This is a genomic window from Frigoribacterium sp. VKM Ac-2530, from assembly GCF_015350835.1.
In the GTDB taxonomy this organism is placed as follows: Bacteria; Actinomycetota; Actinomycetes; order Actinomycetales; family Microbacteriaceae; genus Frigoribacterium.
Genome location: NZ_JADKSE010000001.1, coordinates 315348 through 335429, shown reverse-complemented (window position 1 = coordinate 335429; position 20082 = coordinate 315348). Strand labels below are relative to the sequence as shown.

Here is a 20082-nt window from a genome sequence, read left to right as displayed (position 1 = left end):
GGTCCCCCCTTGGAAATTCTGCAGGTCATCCTGCAGGTGCTGCTCGGCATCACGAGCCTCCTGCTGACCCTCCTCATCTTGCTGCACCGCGGTCGCGGCGGCGGTCTGTCCGACATGTTCGGCGGCGGTGTCACGAGCAACCTCGGCGCATCCGGGGTCGCCGAGCGCAACCTGAACCGCATCACCGTGTTCCTCGGGCTCGTCTGGATCACGTGCATCGTGGTCCTCGGCCTCATCACGAAGTTCTCGGCGGTCAGCTGATGGCCTCCGGAGGCAGCGCCATCCGTGGCTCGCGCGTCGGCGCCGGCCCCATGGGCGAGCAGGACCGCGGGTACCACGCCGAGCGCGTGACCATCTCGTACTGGGACGCCCTCGGCAACGAGGTCGTCCGCCACTTCGCCGCGAACGTCCCTGACGAGGAGATCCCCGAGACGGTCGACTCTCCGTCCAGCGGCCTCCCCGCCGGTCGCGACAAGGCCAACCCGCCGACCGTCGCCAAGCTCGAGCCGTACAAGACTCACCTCGCGTACGTCAAGGAGCGACGCTCCGAGGAGGAGGCGGCCCAGCTCCTGGAGGAGGCGCTGCAGCAGCTGCGCGTCCGCCGGGGCAAGGCCTAGCCCGAACCCCGCGTCCGGTGGCCACCGGTCGCCCACGAGAGAAGCCCCGCAGCTCAGCTGCGGGGCTTCTCTCGTGTCGAGGCCCGGTCCGTCACCGGACCGGGCCCGTGGATCAGTAGGTCGAGGCGATCAGGTTCTCGGGGACCTCGGACGCGGCGTCGCTGTCCACGAAGAACACCGTGCGCTTTCGGCCCTTGACGCCGGCCACGGGGACCTGGTCGGCACCGGCGCCGGCGAGGGCGAGGCCCAGCGACGACGCCTTCTCCGCGCCGGCGAGGATCATCCACACGCGCTGCGAGTTGTTGATCACCGGCAGGCTCAGGGTGAGGCGGACCGGCGGCGGCTTGGGGGAGTCGTCCACCGTCAGCACGGTCGGTCCGCTCATCCGCACCTGGGGCGCGTCCGGGAAGAGCGAGGCGACGTGGCCGTCGGGGCCCACGCCGAGGAGCGTGATGTCGAAGCGAGGTGCCTCGTCGTCGCCCTGGGCGTGCTCGAGGAGCTCGGCCCGGTACGCGACCGCGGCGGCCTCGACGTCGGCGAACTCGCCCACGGCGCCGAAGCGGTGCACGTTCTGCGGCTCGACGCCGATGTGGCCGAGCAGGTCGATCTCGGCCTGCCGGTCGTTGCGGTCGTCGTGGCCGCTCTCGACCCAGCGCTCGTCGGCCCACCAGAACGAGACCTTCGACCAGTCGACGCTGTCCCGCGCGGGGGAGGCGTTGATGGCCGCGAGCACGACCGTGCTCACCGACCCGCCGCTGACGACGACGGAGGCGTAGTTCTGCTCCTCCAGGACGTCGATGATCTTGGTGATGAAGCGCGCGGCGACCGAGGCGCCCAGCGATTCCTTGTCGGGGTGAACCAGCACCCGGCGTTCGTTGCTCACTGTGTCAGTCTGCCCTAGTTGCTCTCGACGGGCTCCGCCAGCTGGCGGACCCCCTGTTTCACGACGTCCCCGAAGAGGTCGTCGGGGTCGAGTCTACGGAGTTCCTCCGCGAGGCAGTCGCGCAGCGACCGGCGTGGCAGCGAGAGGTCGTGGGTGGGCTGGTCGGGCTGCGTCAGCGTCGCCACGTCGACGACGGCGCGCTCGAGGACGATGGCACCGGAGGCGCGCACGAGCCGGACCCCGTGGATGCCGCTGGAGCCGTTGCCGCGGGTCAGCTCGTTCACCACGGGCACCTGCAGCTGCAGGCGCAGCCACGCGGCGAGCAGGAGCGTCGACGGCGAGTCGGGAGCACCGTCGACGCGGACCTCGGTGACGGGCTCGTACGGTGGCTGGTCGAGGACGGCTGCGAGCTGGGTGCGCCAGAGCGTCAGGCGGGTCCACGCGAAGTCGGTGTCGCCCGGCTGGTAGGTCTCCGCGAGGTCGACGATGCTCTGACGCGGGTTCGGCTGGCTCGCCGCGTCGGTGATGCGGCGCTGCGCGATGCGTCCGAGGGGCGACTCCGCGACGACCTCCGGAGCTCGACCGGGCCACCAGACGACGACGGGGGCGTCGGGCAGGAGGAGACCGGTGACCAGCCCCTCCTCGTCGCTCGCGGTGTCGCCGTAGGCACGGAGCAGGATGACCTCGCTCGCCCCCGCGTCGCCGCCGACCCGGATCTGGGCGTCGAGCCGGGGCTCCTCGTCGTCGCCGCCCGGGGCGGTCGACACGACGATGACGCGCATGGGGTGCTCACGGGAGGCGTCGTTGGCGGCCTCGATGGCCTCCTCTTCCTCACCGTGGCTCGTCGAGATGATGAGGGTGAGCACGCGGCCGAGCGCGACGACGCCGCCCTCCTCGCGGATGGTGACGAGCGTCTTCTGCACTCGGCTGATGGTGCTGGCGGGCAGATCGACGATCACGGGCGTCTCCAGGTGCGGCCGTCACGGGCCATGAGTTCATCGGCGGACTGGGGTCCCCACGTTCCGGGGCGGTACTGCTCGGGCTGGCCCTGGGCCGCCCAGAACTCCTCGATCGGGTCGAGGATCTTCCAGGAGAGCTCGACCTCCTCGTGGCGGGGGAACAGGGGCGGGTCGCCCAGCAGGACGTCGAGGATGAGGCGCTCGTAGGCCTCGGGGCTCGCCTCGGTGAAGGCGTGGCCGTAGCCGAAGTCCATCGTGACGTCGCGCACCTGGGTGCCGATCCCGGGGACCTTCGAGCCGAAGCGCAGGGTGACGCCCTCGTCGGGCTGCACGCGGATCACCAGGGCGTTCTGGCCCAGCGAGGTCTGCGTGCCGAAGATGTTCTCGGGCACCTGCTTGAAGACCACGGCGATCTCGGTCACGCGACGCCCCAGGCGCTTGCCGGCCCGGAGGTAGAAGGGCACGCCGGCCCAGCGGCGCGTCGCGATCTCGAGCTTCACCGCGGCGAAGGTCTCGGTGACGCTCTCGGGGTTCATGCCCTCCTCGTCGAGGAACCCGAGCACCTTCTCGCCGCCCTGCCAGCCTCCCGAGTACTGGCCACGGGCGGTGCCGGCGGCGATGTCCTCGGGGATGCGCACCGCGGAGAGCACCTTCTCCTTCTCGGCACGGAGGTGAGACGCCGCGAACGTGACCGGCTCCTCCATGGCCGTGAGCGCGAGGAGCTGCAGGAGGTGGTTCTGGATGACGTCGCGAGCGGCACCGATGCCGTCGTAGTAGCCCGCGCGGCCGCCGACGCCGATGTCCTCGGCCATCGTGATCTGGACGTGGTCGACGTAGTTCGAGTTCCAGAGGGGCTCGTACATCTGGTTGGCGAACCGGAGGGTCAGGAGGTTCTGGACCGTCTCCTTGCCCAGGTAGTGGTCGATGCGGAAGACGGAGTCGGGCTCGAAGACGCTCTCGACCACGGCGTTCAGCTCGCGGGCGGTCTGCAGGTCGCTGCCGAACGGCTTCTCGATCACCACGCGGCGCCACGCGCCGTCCTTCTCCTCGGCCAGGCCGCTGCTGCGCAGCTGCTCGGTGACCATCGGGAACGCCTTGGGCGGGATCGAGAGGTAGAAGGCGTGGTTGCCCATCGTGCCGCGCTCACGGTCGAGCTCCTCGATCGTGTCCTTGAGGCGCGTGAACGAGTCGGCGTCGTCGAAGGTGCCCTGCACGAAGCGGAAGCCCTCCTTCAACTGGCGCCAGACGTCCTCGTCGAAGGGGGTGCGGGCGTGCTGCTTGACGGCCTCGTAGACGACCTGCTCGAAGTCCTGGCCCTCGAACTCGCGGCGGGCGAACCCGACGAGCGCGAACCCGGGGGGCAGGAGGCCGCGGTGGGCGAGGTCGTACACGGCCGGCATGAGCTTCTTGCGCGACAGGTCGCCGGTGACGCCGAAGATGATGAGGCCGCTCGGGCCGGCGATCCGGTTCAGGCGTCGGTCGGAGGGCAGCCGCAGGGGGTTGTGCTCCGGCGTGATCTCGACGGGTGACATCGTGGTGGTTCCTTCAGGGTCGTTCTCTCGGGCACGGTCGCGCGGCACGTGGTCGTCCGACCACGGCGAAGGGGGCCGGCGTCCTCACGGACGCCGGCCCCCTCACGCTCAGCGGACTGCGGCGAGCAGTGCGGGCAGTGCGCCCGCCACGTCGTCGACGGACAGCCGGAGCACGGGACGACCGTGGTCGGCCAGCACGGTCGCGTCGCCAGCGGCCTGCGCCTGGACGAGCTGCCCGAACGTGAACGGGCTCTCCGGGATCTCCAGGTCGGTGGACGCCGTCTGGGTGATCTGGAGGAACACGCCGTTGGCGGGTCCGCCCTTGTGGTACTGGCCCGTGGAGTGCAGGAAGCGCGGCCCCCACCCGAAGGTGACGGGACGCTTCGTGCGCGCCGCGAGCACGTCGCGGAGCTCCTCGAGCTGCGGGTAGGCCACGCGGTCGGCGTAGGCCTGGATCGACAGGTAGCCGTCGTCGGTCAGCGCCGACAGGAGGGCCGAGACGGCCGACTCGAGCGAGTCGCCGAGCTCGACGCCGCCGACCTCGCGGACCTCCACGCCCTCGGCGGTGAACGCCGGGGGAGTCGGGGCCGGACGGTCGTCGAGCAGAGCACGCGTGGCGACCTTGGCCGACTCGACGTCGGGCTGGTCGAACGGGTTGATGTCGAGCAGGCGCCCGGCGACCGCGACGGCGTACTCCCAGACCATGATCTGACCGCCGAGCGAACCCGAGATCTCGACCTCGCCGGGGGCGACCTCACGGGTCTCCGCCGCGTTCGCGACCAGGCGCACGACCTGCACGTCGTGCAGGCCCAGGCTGATCTCCGGAGCGTCCGTGCCGAGCACGACGGGGAGGAGGCCGCGGCCCTGCTTGCCGGTCGACTCGGCGATCAGCTGCTCGGCCCAGTCGGGGAACCCGATGATGTGCGTGCCGTCGGCGACGATCGCGATCTTGTCGCGCAGGGGCGAGGTGCCCGCGAGGACGGCGCCCAGCACGAGGCCGGGGTTGTCCGCGCTGTCCTGCGAGAGCTCGACCGTGACGGCGTCCGCCTCGGCGAGCAGCTCGCGGATGTCGGCGCCGGCCAGGCCGGACGGCACGAGGCCGAAGGCCGACAGCGCCGAGTAGCGGCCGCCGATGGCGGGGTCGGCGTTGAAGACGCGGTAGCCGGCCTCGCGGGCCTGCCCGTCGAGGGGCGAGCCCGGGTCGGTGACGACCACGATGCGCTCGACCGGGTCGATGCCGGCGTCGCGGAAGGCCTTCTCGAAGGTCTTGCGCTGGCTGGCGGTCTCGACCGTCGAGCCGGACTTCGACGACACGACGAGCACGGTCCGCTCGAGGCGGTCGTGCAGGGCCGTGAGGACCTGGCCGGGCTCCGTGGCGTCGAGCACGGTCAGCTCGACGCCGTAGGTGCGCGTGATGACCTCGGGGGCCAGCGACGAGCCGCCCATGCCCGCGAGCACGACGTGGTCGACGCCCTTGGCGGCGAGCTCCTCGCGCAGCGCGTCGATCTCGTCGAGGAGGGGCGTGGAGACCACGACGGCCTCGGTCCAGCCGAGCCGCTTGGCCGACTCCTCCTCGGCGTCCGGGCCCCAGAGGGTCGGGTTCTGCGCCGTGATGCCGGAGGCGACGAGGTCGCTGACCAGCTGGGGCACGACGGTCTCGACGGCGGTGGCCGCGTCGCCGCTCGCGGCGATCGTGATGGTCACTTGGCGTCCTCCGCGCTGGGCTTCGAGGACTCGAGGGCTGCGGTGACGGTGTCGAGCAGCTCGTTCCAGGAGACGATGAACTTCTCCACGCCCTCCTTCTCGAGCAGCTCGGTGACCTCGTCGTACGAGACGCCCTGCGCCGCGATCGCGTCCATGACCTCGTTGGCGGAGGCGTAGGAGCCGCTGATCGAGTCGCCTCGGACCTCGCCGTGGTCGAAGGTGGCCTCGAGGGTCTTCTCGGGCATCGTGTTCACGACGTCGGCGGCGACGAGCTCGACCACGTAGGTCGTGTCGAGGACGGCAGGGTCCTTGACGCCGGTCGAGGCCCAGAGGGGACGCTGCTTGTTGGCGCCGGCGGCGAGCAGGCCCTTGGCGCGCTCGGTGTCGAAGGCCTGGACGTATGCCTCGTAGGCGAGCTGGGCGTTCGCGACGCCCGCCTTGCCCTTGAGCGCCGTCGCCTCGTCGGTGCCGACGGCCTCGAGGCGCTTGTCGATCTCGCTGTCGACGCGCGACACGAAGAACGACGCGACGGAGTGGATCTCGCTGATGTCGATGCCCGCGGCCTTGGCCTGCTCGAGACCGGTGAGGTAGGCGTTGATGACCGCGCGGTAGCGCTCGAGGCTGAAGATCAGGGTGACGTTGACGCTGATGCCCTTGGCGATCACGGCGGTGATGGCCTCGAGGCCCTCGACCGTCGCGGGGATCTTGATGAGCGCGTTGGGGCGGCCCACCTTGGCGGCGAGCTTGACGGCCTGGTCGATGGTGCCCTGCGCGTCGTGCGCGAGGCCCGGCTCGACCTCGATCGACACGCGGCCGTCGAAGCCCTTGGTGTCGTCGTAGATGCCGCGGAAGATGTCGCAGGCGCGGGTGACGTCGTCGGTCGTGATCTCGAAGACCGCGTCGGTGACGCTCACGCCGGTCTTGGCGAGCAGCGCGACCTGGTCGTCGTAGGCCTCGCCCTTGGCGAGGGCCGACGCGAAGATGGTCGGGTTCGTGGTGACGCCCACGACGTTGCGCTCGGCGATCAGCTTCTCGAGGCCGCCGGCGTTGATGCGCTCGCGCGAGAGGTCGTCGAGCCAGATGCTGACGCCCGCGGCGGAGAGCTGTGCGGTGTTGGTGTCGGTCATGTCGTTCTCTTCTTTCTTGCCGGCGCTCAGAGAGCGGCCAGCGAGTCCTTGACGGCGGCCACGGCGGCTTCGGTGGTGATGCCGAACTCGCGGTAGAGCGTCTTGTAGTCGGCGGAGGCGCCGAAGTGCTCGATGGAGATGCTGCGGCCGGCGTCGCCGACGATGCCGCGCCACGGGAGCGCGACGCCTGCCTCGATCGAGACACGGGCCTTGACGGCGGCCGGGAGGACCGCCTCCTTGTAGTCGGCGCTCTGCTCGTCGAACCACTCGAGGCTGGGGGCCGACACGACTCGGGCGTTGATGCCTTCGCCGCGCAGGACCTCACGGGCCTCGACGGCGATCTGCACCTCGGAGCCCGTGGCGATCAGGATCACGTCGGGCGTGCCGCCGGGAGCCTCGGCGAGGACGTACGCGCCCTTGGCGACGTTCGCGGCGGACGCGAAGGTCTCGCCCTCGGCGACGCCGTCGCCGCGCTCGAACACGGGCAGGTTCTGGCGGCTGAGCGCCAGGCCGGCCGGGCCGTCGAAGCGGTCGAGGATGGTCTTCCAGGCCCAGGCGGTCTCGTTCGCGTCGGCGGGGCGCACCACGGCGAAGTCGGGGATCGCGCGGAGGGCGGCGAGCTGCTCGACCGGCTGGTGCGTGGGGCCGTCCTCGCCGAGCGCGACGGAGTCGTGGGTCCAGACGTACGTCACCGGCGACTTCATCAGGGCGGCGAGACGAACGGCGGGGCGCATGTAGTCGCTGAAGATGAGGAAGGTGCCGCCGAACACGCGCGTGTTGCCGTGCAGGGCGATGCCGTTCATGATCGAGCCCATGGCGTGCTCGCGGATGCCGAAGTGCAGCACGCGACCGTAGGGGTTGCCCTGCCACTCGTGGGTCGACCACTCGGTCGGCACGAAGGAACCGCCGCCGTTGATGGTCGTGAGGTTCGACTCGGCGAGGTCGGCGGAGCCGCCCCAGAACTCGGGGACGACGCCGGCGATGGCGTTGATGACCTTGCCGGAGGCGGCCCGGGTCGAGACCTCCTTGTCGGTCGGGAAGACCGGCAGCGCCTCGTCGAGGCCCTCGGGCAGCTCGCCCTTGAGGACGCGGTCGAGGAGGGTCTTCTTGTCGGGGTTGGCCGAGGCCCACTCGTCGAACGACGTGCGCCACTCGGCGTGCTGCGCCTGGCCGCGCTCGACGGCCTTGCGGGTGTGCTCGAGGACCTCGGGGTCGACGTCGAAGGTCTTCTCGGGGTCGAAGCCGAGCACCTCCTTCAGGCCCGCGAGCTCTTCGGCGCCGAGCGCCGAGCCGTGGATCTTGCCGGAGTTCTGCTTCTTGGGCGAGGGCCAGCCGATGATCGTCTTGAGGATGATCAGCGAGGGCTTGCTCGTCTCGGCCTTGGCGGCCTCGATCGCGTCGTTGAGGGCGGCGACGTCCTCGACGTACTCGCCCGTCTTCTTCCAGTCGACGACCTGGACCTGCCAGTCGTACGCCTCGTAGCGCGCGTGCACGTCCTCGGTGAAGGCGATGTTCGTGTCGTCCTCGATCGAGATCTGGTTGGAGTCGTAGATCACGACGAGGTTGCCGAGCTGCTGGTGACCGGCGAGCGAGGACGCCTCGCTGGTGACGCCCTCCTGCAGGTCGCCGTCGCCGGCGATGACGTAGACGAAATGGTCGAACGGCGAGGTGCCGACGGCGGCCTCGGGGTCGAACAGGCCGCGCTCGAAGCGGGCGGCGTAGGCCATGCCCACGGCGGAGGCGAGGCCCTGGCCGAGGGGACCGGTGGTGATCTCGACGCCGTCGGTGTGGCCGTACTCGGGGTGGCCGGGCGTCTTCGAGCCCCAGGTGCGCAGCGCCTTGAGGTCGTCGAGCTCGAGGCCGTAGCCGCCGAGGTAGAACTGGACGTACTGGGTCAGCGAGCTGTGCCCGACCGAGAGGACGAAGCGGTCGCGGCCGATCCACTCGCTGTCGCTGGGGTCACGACGCATGACCTTCTGGAAGAGGAGGTACGCGGCGGGCGCGAGGCTCATCGCCGTCCCCGGGTGGCCGTTCCCGACCTTCTCGACCGAGTCGGCCGCGAGGACGCGGACCGTGTCGACGGCCTTGTTGTCAATGGATTCCCACTGCAGATCTGCCACTTGGAGATGACCCTTCTTGTTGCGAACTGCGCGGGGTCGATTCGCTCCCGCGCTGACATGCGCCTGCCGAGACGTCGTCGGCTGCGGCCGCTCGGGCACGGACCGGAGGTCGCGCGACAGGGAGCCGATGGTTCGATGTCGAGGATTCCGTCGCCGTGCGGGCGTGCGACTGGCAAGCACCTGCAAGTATAGGGACGAAAGGGCTCGCTCCGCCCGCAGGGAGCGCCCCGTTCCGCCGTCAGCGTCGCCGGTCATCGCCTAGACTCGCTGGTTCGCCTAGACTCTCCGCGCCGAACCGTACATCTCGTCAGAGGGACCCATGACCGCAGCCATCGACACCCGCCCCACCACCGGACCCCGGGGCATCCGTCGCAAGGCTGGCGCCTACGTCGCGCTCACGAAGCCCCGCGTGATGGAGCTGCTGCTCGTCACCACGGCACCGACCATGTTCCTGGCCCAGGGCGGCGTGCCTAACCTGTGGCTCGTCGCGGCCACCCTCATCGGCGGGGCGCTCAGCGCCGGCTCGGCCTCCGCGTTCAACTGCTACATCGACCGCGACATCGACCGCATCATGAAGCGGACCCAGGGCCGCCCGCTCGTCACCGGCGAGGTGACGGACCGCGAGGCGCTGGCGTTCTCCTGGATCGTGGGCCTCGCCTCCATCGTCTGGCTCGCCCTGACGGTCAACCTCCTGTCGGCCGCCTTGTCGCTCGGCGCGATCTTGTTCTACGTGATCGTGTACACGCTGTGGCTCAAGCGCCGCACGCCGCAGAACATCGTCTGGGGCGGCATCGCGGGGTGCATGCCCGTCCTGATCGGCTGGGCCGCCGTCACGAACGACCTCAGCTGGCCGCCGGTCATCCTCTTCATGGTGATCTTCCTCTGGACGCCCCCGCACTACTGGCCCCTGTCGATGAAGTACCGGGACGACTACGCCGCCGCGTCGGTGCCCATGCTCGCCGTCGTCCGCGGCCGGTCGTCCGTCGGCCTCCAGGTGATCCTGTACGCGTGGGCCACCGTCGCCTGCTCGCTGCTGCTCGTCCCCGTCGCCCACATGGGAGTGCTCTACACGGTCGTCGCCCTCGCGAGCGGCACGTGGTTCGTCTGGGAGTCGCACCGCCTGTACAGCCGCGCGATCCAGCACGTCGCCGAGGTCCGCCCGATGCGGGTGTTCCACAGCTCGATCACCTACCTGACGCTGCTCTTCATCGCCGTCGGCATCGATCCGCTGCTGCCGTTCTGAGGCGCCCGGTGACCTCCGGCACCGTGGACGTCCTCGACTGGACCGTCCGCGAGGGGCGCCCCGACGACGTCGACGCCCTCGCCGACCTGAAGCTCGCCGCCCTCGAGCCCGACCTGAGGCGGGCGGGCGTCTGGCGTCCGCCGCACAACCGTGCGCGCTTCGAGCGCGAGTTCGTGCCGGCCGAGACCCGCGTGGTCGAGGCCGAGGGGGGCCTCCTCGGTTGCCTCGCCGTGCACCCGGAGGGCGACGACGTCTGGCTGCGCCACTTCTACCTGGCCGAGGAGGCGCGGGGACGGGGGATCGGCACGCGCCTGCTCACCGACGCGCTCGCCTCGGTCGGACCGCGGCCGGTCCTGCTCGACGTGCTGACGGGCAGCCGTGCGGCGGGCCTGTACCTCCGGCACGGCTTCGTCGCGGTCGAGGACGACGGCGTCGACGTGATCATGCGTCGGGACGCACGGGCCGAGTCCGACGCGTCGGGCGCGCTCGGCGGCCAGGTCGACGTGGCCGCTCAGACGCGGACGGACTCCGCGGGGTCGACCGTCAGCTGAGCCTCGGACGGGCTCTGGTCCTCACGCAGCGAGAGTACGAGGGCGGTCGTCGCCGCCACCAAGAGGGCCGCCAGCACCATGTGCGATCCCACCAGGAGCGGCGGCAGCCCGGTGCGCGCCTGGGCGATGCCCACCGCGATCTGGACGAGCTCGACGCCGAGGAGGGCGAGGGGGAACCGGCGCGGGAGCCCTGTGCGGAGCGTCCAGACGACGACCGCGAGGGTCAGCGCGAGGGTCGCGTAGGCGGGCCAGCTGTGCACGTGGTCCATCACGGCCGGGTCGAGGCCGTTGCGGGGAGTGGCCGCGTCGCCGGCGTGCGGTCCGGAGCCGGTGGTGAGGACCCCCACGACCACGGTCAGGAGGACGACGCCGGAGAGGACGTGGACGAGCCTGGCGTAGGCCGGGGGAGTCGCCGCGTGGTGCCCGCGCGGGCCGCGGAGCACCCGCCAGACGAGGACGGTCGACAGGGCGACCAGCGCGATCGAGACGAGGAAGTGCGCCCCGACGATGTACGGGTTCAGGCCCGTGAGGACGGTGATGCCGCCCAGCACGGCCTGGAGGGGGATGCTCATGCCCTGGGCGAAGGTGAGCCAGAACAGCTCGCGACGCTGCTTGCGCATGCGGAGGACGAAGAGGAAGGCGAGCACGACGACCGCCGTGAGGACGAAGGTGAGGAGGCGGTTCCCGAACTCGATGACCCCGTGGATCCCCATCTCGGGCGTGCTGACGAACGAGTCGGCCGTGCAGCGAGGCCACGTCGGGCAGCCGAGACCGGACCCGGTCAGCCGCACCGCGCCTCCGGTGCCGATCAGGAGGACCTGACAGACCAGCGAGGCCCACGCGATGAACCGGACGCGTCGGTCGGTCGTCGTCGGCAGCCACCGCCAGAGGCGCGTCACGGGTCCGGGCCGGGTCACCTGTGCGTTGCTCACGAGTTGCTGCCTTTCGTCACATCCGCCGCTCTGCCCTGTAGAATCGATGAGTTCAGGGACACACCCGACACGAGCGTCGACGACGACGCCCGAGGGCCGTGGGATCCGCAGAAGCGGTACGCGGACCTCACATCAGTCTAAGCAACGCTGGCTCCGCCTCCGCTCCACGCAGGCAGCCGTCGCGGCTCGACCGGGAGTCCGTCTCGCAGCGCGAGCAGCTGGGCCCCCATCCGACGGGGAATGGTCACGACCCGACCCACGTTCGGCCCAGCAGAGAAAGAGGTAGTCATGTCAGACGTGTTGATCGACCGACCAGAGCTCGAGAGCCTGGGGCAGTACGAGTTCGGCTGGTCCGACTCCGACGCAGCGGGCGCCTCCGCGCGCCGTGGCGTGTCGCCCGAGGTGGTGACCGACATCTCGGCGCTGAAGAGCGAACCGGAGTGGATGCTCAAGAACCGGCTCAAGGGCCTGGCGCTCTTCGAGCGGAAGCCCATGCCGACCTGGGGCGCCGACCTCTCCGGCATCGACTTCGACAACATCAAGTACTTCGTCCGCTCCACCGAGAAGCAGGCGACGACGTGGGAGGAACTCCCCGACGACATCAAGAACACGTACGAGAAGCTCGGCATCCCCGAGGCGGAGCGCAACCGCCTCGTCGCGGGCGTCGCAGCCCAGTACGAGTCCGAGGTCGTCTACCACCAGATCCGCGAGGACCTGGAAGAGCAGGGCGTCATCTTCATGGACACGGACACCGCACTCCGCGAGCACCCCGAGATCTTCCAGGAGTACTTCGGCACGGTCATCCCGGCCGGCGACAACAAGTTCGCCGCGCTGAACACGGCCGTCTGGTCGGGCGGGTCGTTCGTCTACGTGCCGAAGGGCGTCCGGGTCGAGATCCCGCTGCAGGCCTACTTCCGCATCAACACCGAGAACATGGGCCAGTTCGAGCGGACGCTGATCATCGCCGACGAGGGCAGCTACGTCCACTACATCGAGGGCTGCACGGCGCCGATCTACAAGAGCGACTCCCTGCACTCGGCCGTCGTCGAGATCATCGTGAAGAAGAACGCCCGCGTGCGCTACACGACGATCCAGAACTGGTCGAACAACGTCTACAACCTGGTGACCAAGCGCGCCATCGCCCACGAGGGCGCGACCATGGAGTGGATCGACGGCAACATCGGCTCCAAGGTGACGATGAAGTACCCGTCGATCTACCTCGTCGGCGAGCACGCCAAGGGCGAGACCCTGTCCGTCGCCTTCGCCGGTCCCGGCCAGCACCAGGACGCCGGCGCGAAGATGATCCACATGGCGCCCTACACGACGTCGTCGATCGTCTCGAAGTCGATCGCCCGCGGCGGCGGCCGAGCCGGGTACCGCGGCGAGGTCCGCGTCGACGACGCGGCACACCACTCCGCCAACACCGTGCGCTGCGACGCCCTGCTGGTCGACACCATCTCGCGCTCCGACACCTACCCGGCGATCGACATCCGCGTCGACGACGTGCAGCTCGGCCACGAGGCGACGGTGTCCCGGGTCAGCGAGGAACAGCTCTTCTACCTCATGTCGCGAGGCATGGCGGAGGACGAGGCAATGGCCATGATCGTGCGCGGGTTCATCGAGCCGATCGCCCGGGAGCTGCCGATGGAGTACGCGCTCGAGCTCAACAAGCTCATCGAGATGAGCATGGAAGGATCAGTCGGCTAGATGTCCGCCGCAGCACCCACCACCACAGACACCGCGCCCGAGGGCGTCCAGCACGGCGCAGGAGCGCACAGCGACGGCGGATGGGGCCTCGTGCCCGTCCAGACCCGTTCTGGCCGCTTCCGCTCCACCGACCCCGCGGCCTTCGCGGCCGTCACCGGTCGGGAGGTCGACTGGAAGCTCAGTCCCGTCGACCGCCTCCGCCCGCTCATCGACGGCCCGCTCGACGGCTCGCCGTACGCGTACCTCGCCCGGGAGACCGGAGGCGCGGCCGTCGAGTGGCTCGACCGGGCCGACGCCCGCGTCGGGCGTGCCGGCGCGCCGGAGGACAAGGCCTCGGCCAACGCCTGGGCCTCGACCGAGAAGGTCCTCGCCGTGACCCTGACCGGCGACGAGCCGTCCACGGTCACGATCGGCCGGAGCGGTCTCGACCGCGAGCCCCGTGCCGGCCACACCGTCATCCACGCGACGGCGAACACCCGTTCGATGGTCGTGCTCCGCAACACCGGTTCGGCCCAGCTCGTCGAGAACGTCGAGATCGTCGTCGACGACGGTGCGCACCTGACCGTCGTCACCCTCCAGGAGTGGGACGACGACGCGATCCACCTGGCGAGCCACTTCGCCACGATCGGTCGCGACGCGCAGCTCAAGCACTTCGTCGTATCGCTCGGCGGCTCGGTCGTGCGGGTCAACCCCTCCGCCCACCTGGCCGGGCAGGGCTCGGACACCGAGCTCTACGGCGTGTACTTCGCCGACGCGGGCCAGCACCTCGAGCAGCAGGTGTACGTGCACCACGACGCCCCCAACAGCCGCAGCCGCGTCAACTACAAGGGCGCCCTGCAGGGCGTGGGCGCCCGCACGGTCTGGATCGGCGACGTGCTGATCGCCCGCACCGCGCCCGGGACCGACAGCTACGAGCAGAACCGCAACCTCGTCCTCAGCGAGGGCACGCGGGCGGACTCGATCCCGAACCTGGAGATCGAGACGGGCGACATCGCCGGGGCCGGCCACGCCAGCGCCACCGGCCGGTTCGACGACGAACACCTCTTCTACCTGCAGTCGCGCGGCATCTCGGAGCACGAGGCACGCCGTCTCGTCGTCCTCGGGTTCCTCAGCGAGGTCGTGCAGAAGATCGGCGAGCCCGAGCTGCAGGAGCGCCTCATCGACGCGCTCGAGGTCGAGCTCACCGCGGGCGAGGGCCTCCCGACGGCAGGCGGCCTCGCCTGATGGCCGGGGTCAAGGTCTGCGGCGTCGACGACGTCACGCCGGCCCAGGCGATGCGCGTCGTCGTCGAGGGGGTCGCCGTGGCCGTCGTCAAGGACAGCTCCGGCGACATCCACGCGATCGGCGACACCTGCACCCACGGCGACATCTCGCTGTCCGAGGGCTTCGTCGAGGACGACACGCTCGAGTGCTGGGCCCACGGCTCGAAGTTCGAGCTGACGACCGGCAAGCCGCTCACCCTCCCTGCCTACGAACCCGTCCCGGTCTTCCGTGTCACCGTCGTCGACGGTGACGTGTACGTCGACACCACCGCGTCGTCCGCCGACGTCGCACAGTAAGGAAAAGAACGCATGTCCACTCTCGAGATCCGCGACCTCAAGGTCAGCATCGACACCGACCAGGGCGTCAAGCCCATCCTCAAGGGCGTCGACCTCACCATCAACGAGGGCGAGATCCACGCCGTCATGGGCCCGAACGGCTCCGGCAAGTCCACCCTCGCCTACACGATCGCCGGGCACCCCCGCTACAACGTCGACGGCGGCAGCATCCTGCTCGACGGCCGTGAGGTGCTCGACATGTCGGTCGACGAGCGAGCCAAGGCCGGTCTCTTCCTGGCCATGCAGTACCCGGTCGAGATCCCCGGCGTGACCGTCGCCAACTTCCTCCGCACCGCCAAGACCGCCCTGGACGGCGAGGCCCCCGCGATCCGCACCTGGATCAAGGACCTGCGCACCCACATGAGCGACCTCAAGATGGACTCCTCGTTCGCCGAGCGCAACGTCAACGAGGGCTTCTCGGGCGGCGAGAAGAAGCGTCACGAGATCATGCAGCTCGAGCTGCTGAAGCCGAAGTTCGCCGTCCTCGACGAGACCGACTCCGGTCTCGACGTCGACGCACTCAAGATCGTCTCCGAGGGCGTCAACCGCGCCAAGGCGAACACGGGCCTCGGCCTGCTGATGATCACGCACTACACGCGGATCCTGCGCTACATCAAGCCCGACTTCGTGCACGTCTTCGTCGACGGCCAGGTCGCCGAGCAGGGCGGCCCCGAGCTTGCCGACCGTCTCGAGGACGAGGGCTACGACCGCTACGTGTCCGCTGCGGCCGCCGCGGCGGCCGAGACGACGCCGGCGGTCAGCTGACCATGGCCGTCGCCCTCGCCCCGGAGAAGTTCGACGCCACGATCGAGGCGCTCAAGGAGGTCGTCGACCCCGAGCTCGGGGTCAACATCGTCGATCTCGGCCTGATCTACGACCTCGCCATGGACGAGGAGCAGGAGAACGCCCTCATCATCAGCATGACGCTGACGTCGGCCGGCTGCCCGCTGACCGACGTGATCGAGGCCGACACGGCCAACGCCCTCGACGGCGTGGTCGACGCCTTCCGGATCAACTGGGTCTGGATGCCGCCGTGGGGCCCTGACCGGATCACCGACGACGGCCGCGACATGATGCGCGCGATCGGCTTCTCGATCTGATCCACACCGCGCACGAAGGACGCCCCCGGTCGATGACCGGGGGCGTCCTTCGCGTGCGGCGGAGCTGACCGCGGGGCGCTCCTACTTGCCGAGACGCCCGAGCGCACGCCACGCCAGGGGCAGTGCCGAGGCGGCGATGAGCCACTTCGCGACTCCGCCCACGATGAACGGGTACACACCGAGCGCCAGGACGCTGCCGAGCGACGCGTCGATGCCGAGCGAGTTCAGCACGACCGCCATGTAGGGGAGCCCCGTGGCGAACGGGATCAGGCTGGCGAGGAAGAACGCGGCAGCGGACAGGGCCCACTTCTTGTCCCAGTCGCGCTGCGAGAGCCAGCCGATGACGAGCGCTGCCGGGACGAAGCCGAGGATGAAGCCGAAGCTCGGACGCAGCACGCTGAGCGGACCGCCGGAGAACTCGGCGAAGATCGGCAGGCCGGCGACGCCGAGGACGAGGTACGTGAGCATCGACAGGGCACCCCGTCGGGCCCCCAGGGTGGCGCCGACGAGCATCACGGCCAGGGTCTGACCGGTGATCGGCACGGGCCACATGGGCACCTGCACCTGCGCCAGGGCCGACGTGAAGGCGACCCCGCCGAGCACCAGGGCGACGTCGGTGGCCCAGCTGCGGGCCACCAGCCGGTCGGCGAGGACCGGCCGCGAGATCGATGCGGCGGTGTCAGTCATGCAAGTCTCCTAGTATGGGTAGGTTGATCGGCCGAGCGGCTGGTCGGCAGCGCAGTGCTGCGACCCCTCTCCACGCGACGTCCTCATCCTAGAGGCGGCCCCACGCCGGGCCCCGTTGTGGACATCTCCCCAATCGATTGGACTTCTGCTGTGCTTTCCGTGCACGATCTCGAGATCCGCGTCGGCGCGCGTCTGCTCATGGCCGACGTGAGCTTCCGCGTCGACAAGGGCGACAAGATCGGTCTGGTCGGCCGCAACGGCGCCGGCAAGACCACCATGACCAAGACGCTCGCCGGTGAGACCCTCCCGACGGGCGGCAAGATCGACCGCCACGGCGAGATCGGCTACCTGCCGCAGGACCCTCGCAGCGGCAACCCGGAGGACCTCGCGCGCACGCGGATCCTCGACGCCCGCGGACTCGGGCAGCTGCTCCTGGGCATCCAGGAGGCGACCCTCGCCATGGGCGATCCCGACCCGGACGTCGCGGCTCGCGCCATGAAGCGCTACGGCGACCTCGACGACCAGTTCAACGCGCTCGGGGGCTACGCCGCCGAGGCCGAGGCCGCCTCCATCGCCAGCAACCTGAGCCTGCCCGACCGCATCCTCGACCAGCCCCTCTCGACGCTGTCGGGCGGTCAGCGCCGACGCATCGAGCTCGCGCGCATCCTCTTCTCGGCCGCCGACACGATGATCCTCGACGAGCCGACCAACCACCTCGACGCCGACAGCGTCGTGTGGCTGCGCGAGTACCTCAAGACCTACCAGGGCGGCGTCATCGTCATCAGCCACGACATCGAGCTGGTCGAGGAAGTCGTCAACCGCGTCTTCTACCTCGACGCCAACCGCCAGGCCATCGACATCTACAACATGGGCTGGCGCAACTACCAGCGCCAGCGCGCCGCCGACGAGGAACGTCGCAAGAAGGAGCGCAGCAACGCCGAGAAGCAGGCATCGGCCCTGCAGAAGCAGGCAGCCCGCTTCGGGGCCAAGGCATCGAAGGCCGCCGCTGCCCACCAGATGGTCGCCCGCGCCGAGAAGCTGCTCTCCGGCCTCGAGGAGGTCCGTGCCGTCGACCGCGTCGCCAAGCTGCGCTTCCCCACGCCGGTCGCCTGCGGCAAGACGCCCCTGATGGCCTCGAACCTGTCGAAGAGCTACGGCTCGCTCGAGATCTTCACCGCCGTCGACCTCGCCATCGACCGGGGCTCGAAGGTCGTCATCCTCGGCCTGAACGGTGCCGGCAAGACGACCCTGCTGCGCATCCTGGCGAGCGTCGACGAGCCCGACACCGGCCAGCTGGAGCCCGGGCACGGCCTGCGCGTGGGCTACTACGCACAGGAGCACGAGACGATCGACGTCAAGCGCAGCGTTCTCGAGAACATGGTGTCGTCCTCGCCGAACATCACCGAGATGGAGGCGCGACGTGTGCTCGGCTCGTTCCTGTTCACGGGAGACGACTCGGCCAAGCCTGCCGGCGTGCTCTCCGGCGGAGAGAAGACCCGCCTGGCGTTGGCGATGATCGTCGTCTCGGGCGCGAACGTGCTGCTGCTCGACGAGCCCACGAACAACCTCGACCCGGCCAGCCGCCTCGAGATCCTCGACGCCCTGGCGAACTACGAGGGCGCCGTCGTGCTCGTGAGCCACGACGAGGGCGCCGTCGAGGCGCTCAACCCCGAGCGCGTGCTCATCATGCCCGAGGGCACCGAGGACCACTGGACCCCGGACTACTCGGACCTGATCAACCTGGCCTGAGGCCGTCCGGCGCCGCCGGCGGGCGTCCGCCCCGACGCCGACCGGGCGCTGACGACCTCAGCGCCCGGCGGCGTCGAGCAGCTCGTCCTCTTCTTCGTGGTCCGCACGGGGACGCGACGCTCGCCGACGCTCGCGCTCGGCCGCCTCCTCCGGGGTCTCGTCGTCGGCGGCGTCGAGCAGCTTGTTCCGCCTCTCCTGCCGGAACACGTAGAAGAGGAACCCGAAGGCGCCGACCGCGAACATGATCCACTGAACGAAGTAGGACAGGTTGAGTCCGGTGTCGATCTCCGGGGCGCTGGCCTTCACGGGAGCGGTCGCGGGTGCCGGGTCCTCGGAGGCGAGCAGGCCGTAGCTCGCGTCGTAGATCCGGCCGTCGACGCGCTTCTGCACCTCGCTGAGCTGGATCGTGGCGATCTGGTTCGTGCCGGGGACGCCGGTCCGGTCGCCGAGCGCGGGCTCGCCCGGCTTGAGCCGAGCGGTCACGGTGACCTCGCCGGTCGGCGGGGCGGGCACGACGTCGGGGGCGTCCTGGTCGTTGCCGGTGGGGACCCAGCCGCGGTCGACCACGAAGACGTCGCCGCCGCTGACCTGGAACGGCACGAGCACGTCGAAGCCGGGCTGGCCGTTCAGGGGCCTGTTGCGGACGAGCAGCTCCTCGTCGACGAGGTAGCGGCCGGTCATCGAGACGGGCTGCCACTCGAGGGCGGGATCGTACGAGCCCAGCTCGGGCACCGCCTCCTGCAGGGGGATCGGCGCCGCGTCGTACCGCTGCTCGAGCTGGTGGACGACCGCCATCTTCTCTTCGTGACGGCTCCACTGCCAGTGGGCGAGGAGGCCGCAGATGATCGCGAAGACCACCACGACGGCGAGGTAGCCCAGCCACTTGGAGGCGGTGGTCGGGCGAGCCGCCGACGCCCCCGGGGCGCTCAACGCGCCTCCTGCTCGACCCGGTCGACCGTCTCGCCCGCAGGCGTGAGGACGACCGGGAAGTCGCGGGCCCGGAGGAACTCGGCGAGGTAGCCGACGTGCTCGTCGCAGGCCGACCAGACCTTGACGCGCTCGAGGCCGTGGATCTTGGGGTTGCGCCAGTTGACCGCGTGCACGGCGGCTGCGGTGCACCCTGCCCGGGAGCACTGCACGTCTCCGGGCCCCTGCTGCCCGAGGCCGAGCATCACCGGGGCACTCCGTCGGAGCCGACGACAGGGTCGTCGTCGGGATCGTGGGGTGCCGGGGGAGTCCACGGCTCCTGAGGCCCGCGGTAGACCTCGAGGCCACCGGGCCGCTCGACGTCCTGACCGCTCTCGTGGCCGACGTTGGCCAGCACCACGGCGACGTACGGGATGACGACGGCGCCGAAGACCGGGATGAGCGTCCACCAGCTGAGCGGGATGACGAAGCAGAAGATGATGCAGACGATGCGGATGCCCGTGGCCAGCAGGTACCGGCGCATGCGGGCGTGCCGGTCGTCAGCGGGCGACGGGGGGAGCGTGGTGATCGGGGTGGATGTCTTCATGGCCTCACGGGCTCGGGACGCCGGGGGTCGGCGGTTGACTAGATCGTAATCCCGGCGTCC

Annotated in this window: 21 protein-coding genes; 10 read left to right on the top strand and 11 right to left on the bottom strand. The window is 70.1% G+C overall.

The annotated features are described in order from the left end of the window. Positions 1–9: 9 nt before the first annotated feature. Together secG and ITJ48_RS01545 are read left to right on the top strand one after the other, a co-directional pair. Positions 10–261 (top strand): preprotein translocase subunit SecG, encoded by a 252-nt coding sequence (secG, locus tag ITJ48_RS01550; protein ID WP_056054823.1) that lies wholly within the window; start codon positions 10–12, stop codon positions 259–261. Beyond that, positions 261–617 (top strand): RNA polymerase-binding protein RbpA, encoded by a 357-nt coding sequence (locus tag ITJ48_RS01545; protein WP_123545816.1) that lies wholly within the window; start codon positions 261–263, stop codon positions 615–617. The genes secG and ITJ48_RS01545 overlap by 1 nt, the downstream gene beginning before the upstream one ends. A gap of 112 nt (positions 618–729) precedes the next feature. Here the strand turns inward: ITJ48_RS01545 and pgl are convergent, their stop codons facing one another. The 6 genes from pgl to tkt all read right to left on the bottom strand — a co-directional run bounded on the left by pgl (position 730) and on the right by tkt (position 8942). Further along, on the bottom strand, positions 730–1500 hold the full coding sequence (gene pgl, locus ITJ48_RS01540; RefSeq protein ID WP_123545814.1) for a 6-phosphogluconolactonase: 771 nt from the start codon (positions 1498–1500) through the stop codon (positions 730–732). A 14-nt stretch (positions 1501–1514) separates the two neighbouring features. Beyond that, a complete protein-coding gene (locus ITJ48_RS01535; RefSeq protein ID WP_192041670.1) occupies positions 1515–2459 on the bottom strand; it encodes a glucose-6-phosphate dehydrogenase assembly protein OpcA in 945 nt (314 codons plus the stop codon). Beyond that, a complete protein-coding gene (gene zwf / locus ITJ48_RS01530; protein ID WP_194612143.1) occupies positions 2456–3991 on the bottom strand; it encodes a glucose-6-phosphate dehydrogenase in 1536 nt (511 codons plus the stop codon). Before zwf ends, ITJ48_RS01535 begins: the two co-directional genes overlap by 4 nt. 108 nt (positions 3992–4099) lie before the next feature. Continuing rightward, a complete protein-coding gene (locus ITJ48_RS01525; RefSeq protein ID WP_194612142.1) occupies positions 4100–5695 on the bottom strand; it encodes a glucose-6-phosphate isomerase in 1596 nt (531 codons plus the stop codon). After that, positions 5692–6822 (bottom strand): transaldolase, encoded by a 1131-nt coding sequence (gene tal, locus ITJ48_RS01520; protein WP_194612141.1) that lies wholly within the window; start codon positions 6820–6822, stop codon positions 5692–5694. The genes ITJ48_RS01525 and tal overlap by 4 nt, the downstream gene beginning before the upstream one ends. Before the next feature lie 26 nt (positions 6823–6848). Further along, complete coding sequence (gene tkt, locus ITJ48_RS01515; protein WP_194612140.1) at positions 6849–8942, bottom strand: transketolase; 2094 nt, start codon at positions 8940–8942, stop codon at positions 6849–6851. A gap of 319 nt (positions 8943–9261) precedes the next feature. On the opposite strand from tkt, the gene ITJ48_RS01510 reads away from it, so the two are divergent. Further along, positions 9262–10185, top strand: a complete 924-nt coding sequence (locus ITJ48_RS01510) for a heme o synthase (protein ID WP_123545802.1) — start codon at positions 9262–9264, stop codon at positions 10183–10185. Between the two features lie 8 nt (positions 10186–10193). After that, the gene (locus tag ITJ48_RS01505) at positions 10194–10736 is read left to right on the top strand and encodes a GNAT family N-acetyltransferase (protein WP_194612139.1); all 543 of its coding nucleotides are present in this window, start codon (positions 10194–10196) and stop codon (positions 10734–10736) included. On the opposite strand, the gene ITJ48_RS01500 is transcribed toward ITJ48_RS01505, so the two are convergent. Further along, entirely contained in the window at positions 10697–11668 is a 972-nt protein-coding gene (locus ITJ48_RS01500) for a heme A synthase (RefSeq protein ID WP_370544728.1), read from the bottom strand. The genes ITJ48_RS01505 and ITJ48_RS01500 overlap by 40 nt on opposite strands. Before the next feature lie 288 nt (positions 11669–11956). Here ITJ48_RS01500 and sufB point away from each other — a divergent pair, with 288 nt between their 5' ends. From sufB to ITJ48_RS01475, 5 genes are read left to right on the top strand one after another with little or no spacing between them, the layout of a single operon-like run. Then, the gene (gene sufB / locus ITJ48_RS01495; RefSeq protein ID WP_146900868.1) at positions 11957–13375 is read left to right on the top strand and encodes a Fe-S cluster assembly protein SufB; all 1419 of its coding nucleotides are present in this window, start codon (positions 11957–11959) and stop codon (positions 13373–13375) included. Next, complete coding sequence (sufD, locus tag ITJ48_RS01490) at positions 13376–14599, top strand: Fe-S cluster assembly protein SufD (protein ID WP_123545796.1); 1224 nt, start codon at positions 13376–13378, stop codon at positions 14597–14599. Beyond that, positions 14599–14934 carry a non-heme iron oxygenase ferredoxin subunit gene (locus ITJ48_RS01485; RefSeq protein WP_123545794.1) on the top strand — a complete coding sequence of 112 codons (336 nt, stop codon included), beginning with the start codon at positions 14599–14601 and terminating at the stop codon, positions 14932–14934. Before sufD ends, ITJ48_RS01485 begins: the two co-directional genes overlap by 1 nt. 12 nt (positions 14935–14946) lie before the next feature. Next, positions 14947–15738, top strand: a complete 792-nt coding sequence (sufC, locus tag ITJ48_RS01480; protein WP_194612138.1) for a Fe-S cluster assembly ATPase SufC — start codon at positions 14947–14949, stop codon at positions 15736–15738. Between the two features lie 2 nt (positions 15739–15740). Beyond that, positions 15741–16073: a metal-sulfur cluster assembly factor gene (locus ITJ48_RS01475; protein WP_123545790.1), complete on the top strand. Its 333-nt coding sequence runs from the start codon at positions 15741–15743 to the stop codon at positions 16071–16073. A gap of 81 nt (positions 16074–16154) precedes the next feature. On the opposite strand, the gene ITJ48_RS01470 is transcribed toward ITJ48_RS01475, so the two are convergent. Next, entirely contained in the window at positions 16155–16760 is a 606-nt protein-coding gene (locus ITJ48_RS01470) for a biotin transporter BioY (RefSeq protein WP_194612137.1), read from the bottom strand. Positions 16761–16910: 150 nt separating this feature from the next. Between ITJ48_RS01470 and ITJ48_RS01465 the strand changes: the two genes are divergently transcribed. Beyond that, the gene (locus tag ITJ48_RS01465; RefSeq protein ID WP_123545786.1) at positions 16911–18509 is read left to right on the top strand and encodes an ABC-F family ATP-binding cassette domain-containing protein; all 1599 of its coding nucleotides are present in this window, start codon (positions 16911–16913) and stop codon (positions 18507–18509) included. Between the two features lie 57 nt (positions 18510–18566). On the opposite strand, the gene ITJ48_RS01460 is transcribed toward ITJ48_RS01465, so the two are convergent. From ITJ48_RS01460 to ITJ48_RS01450, 3 genes are read right to left on the bottom strand one after another with little or no spacing between them, the layout of a single operon-like run. Continuing rightward, positions 18567–19439 (bottom strand): SURF1 family protein, encoded by an 873-nt coding sequence (locus ITJ48_RS01460; protein ID WP_228506182.1) that lies wholly within the window; start codon positions 19437–19439, stop codon positions 18567–18569. Next, positions 19436–19681 (bottom strand): hypothetical protein, encoded by a 246-nt coding sequence (locus tag ITJ48_RS01455; RefSeq protein WP_192042303.1) that lies wholly within the window; start codon positions 19679–19681, stop codon positions 19436–19438. Before ITJ48_RS01455 ends, ITJ48_RS01460 begins: the two co-directional genes overlap by 4 nt. Further along, positions 19681–20022 carry a DUF3099 domain-containing protein gene (locus ITJ48_RS01450; RefSeq protein ID WP_192041659.1) on the bottom strand — a complete coding sequence of 114 codons (342 nt, stop codon included), beginning with the start codon at positions 20020–20022 and terminating at the stop codon, positions 19681–19683. The genes ITJ48_RS01455 and ITJ48_RS01450 overlap by 1 nt, the downstream gene beginning before the upstream one ends. Positions 20023–20082: the final 60 nt, after the last annotated feature.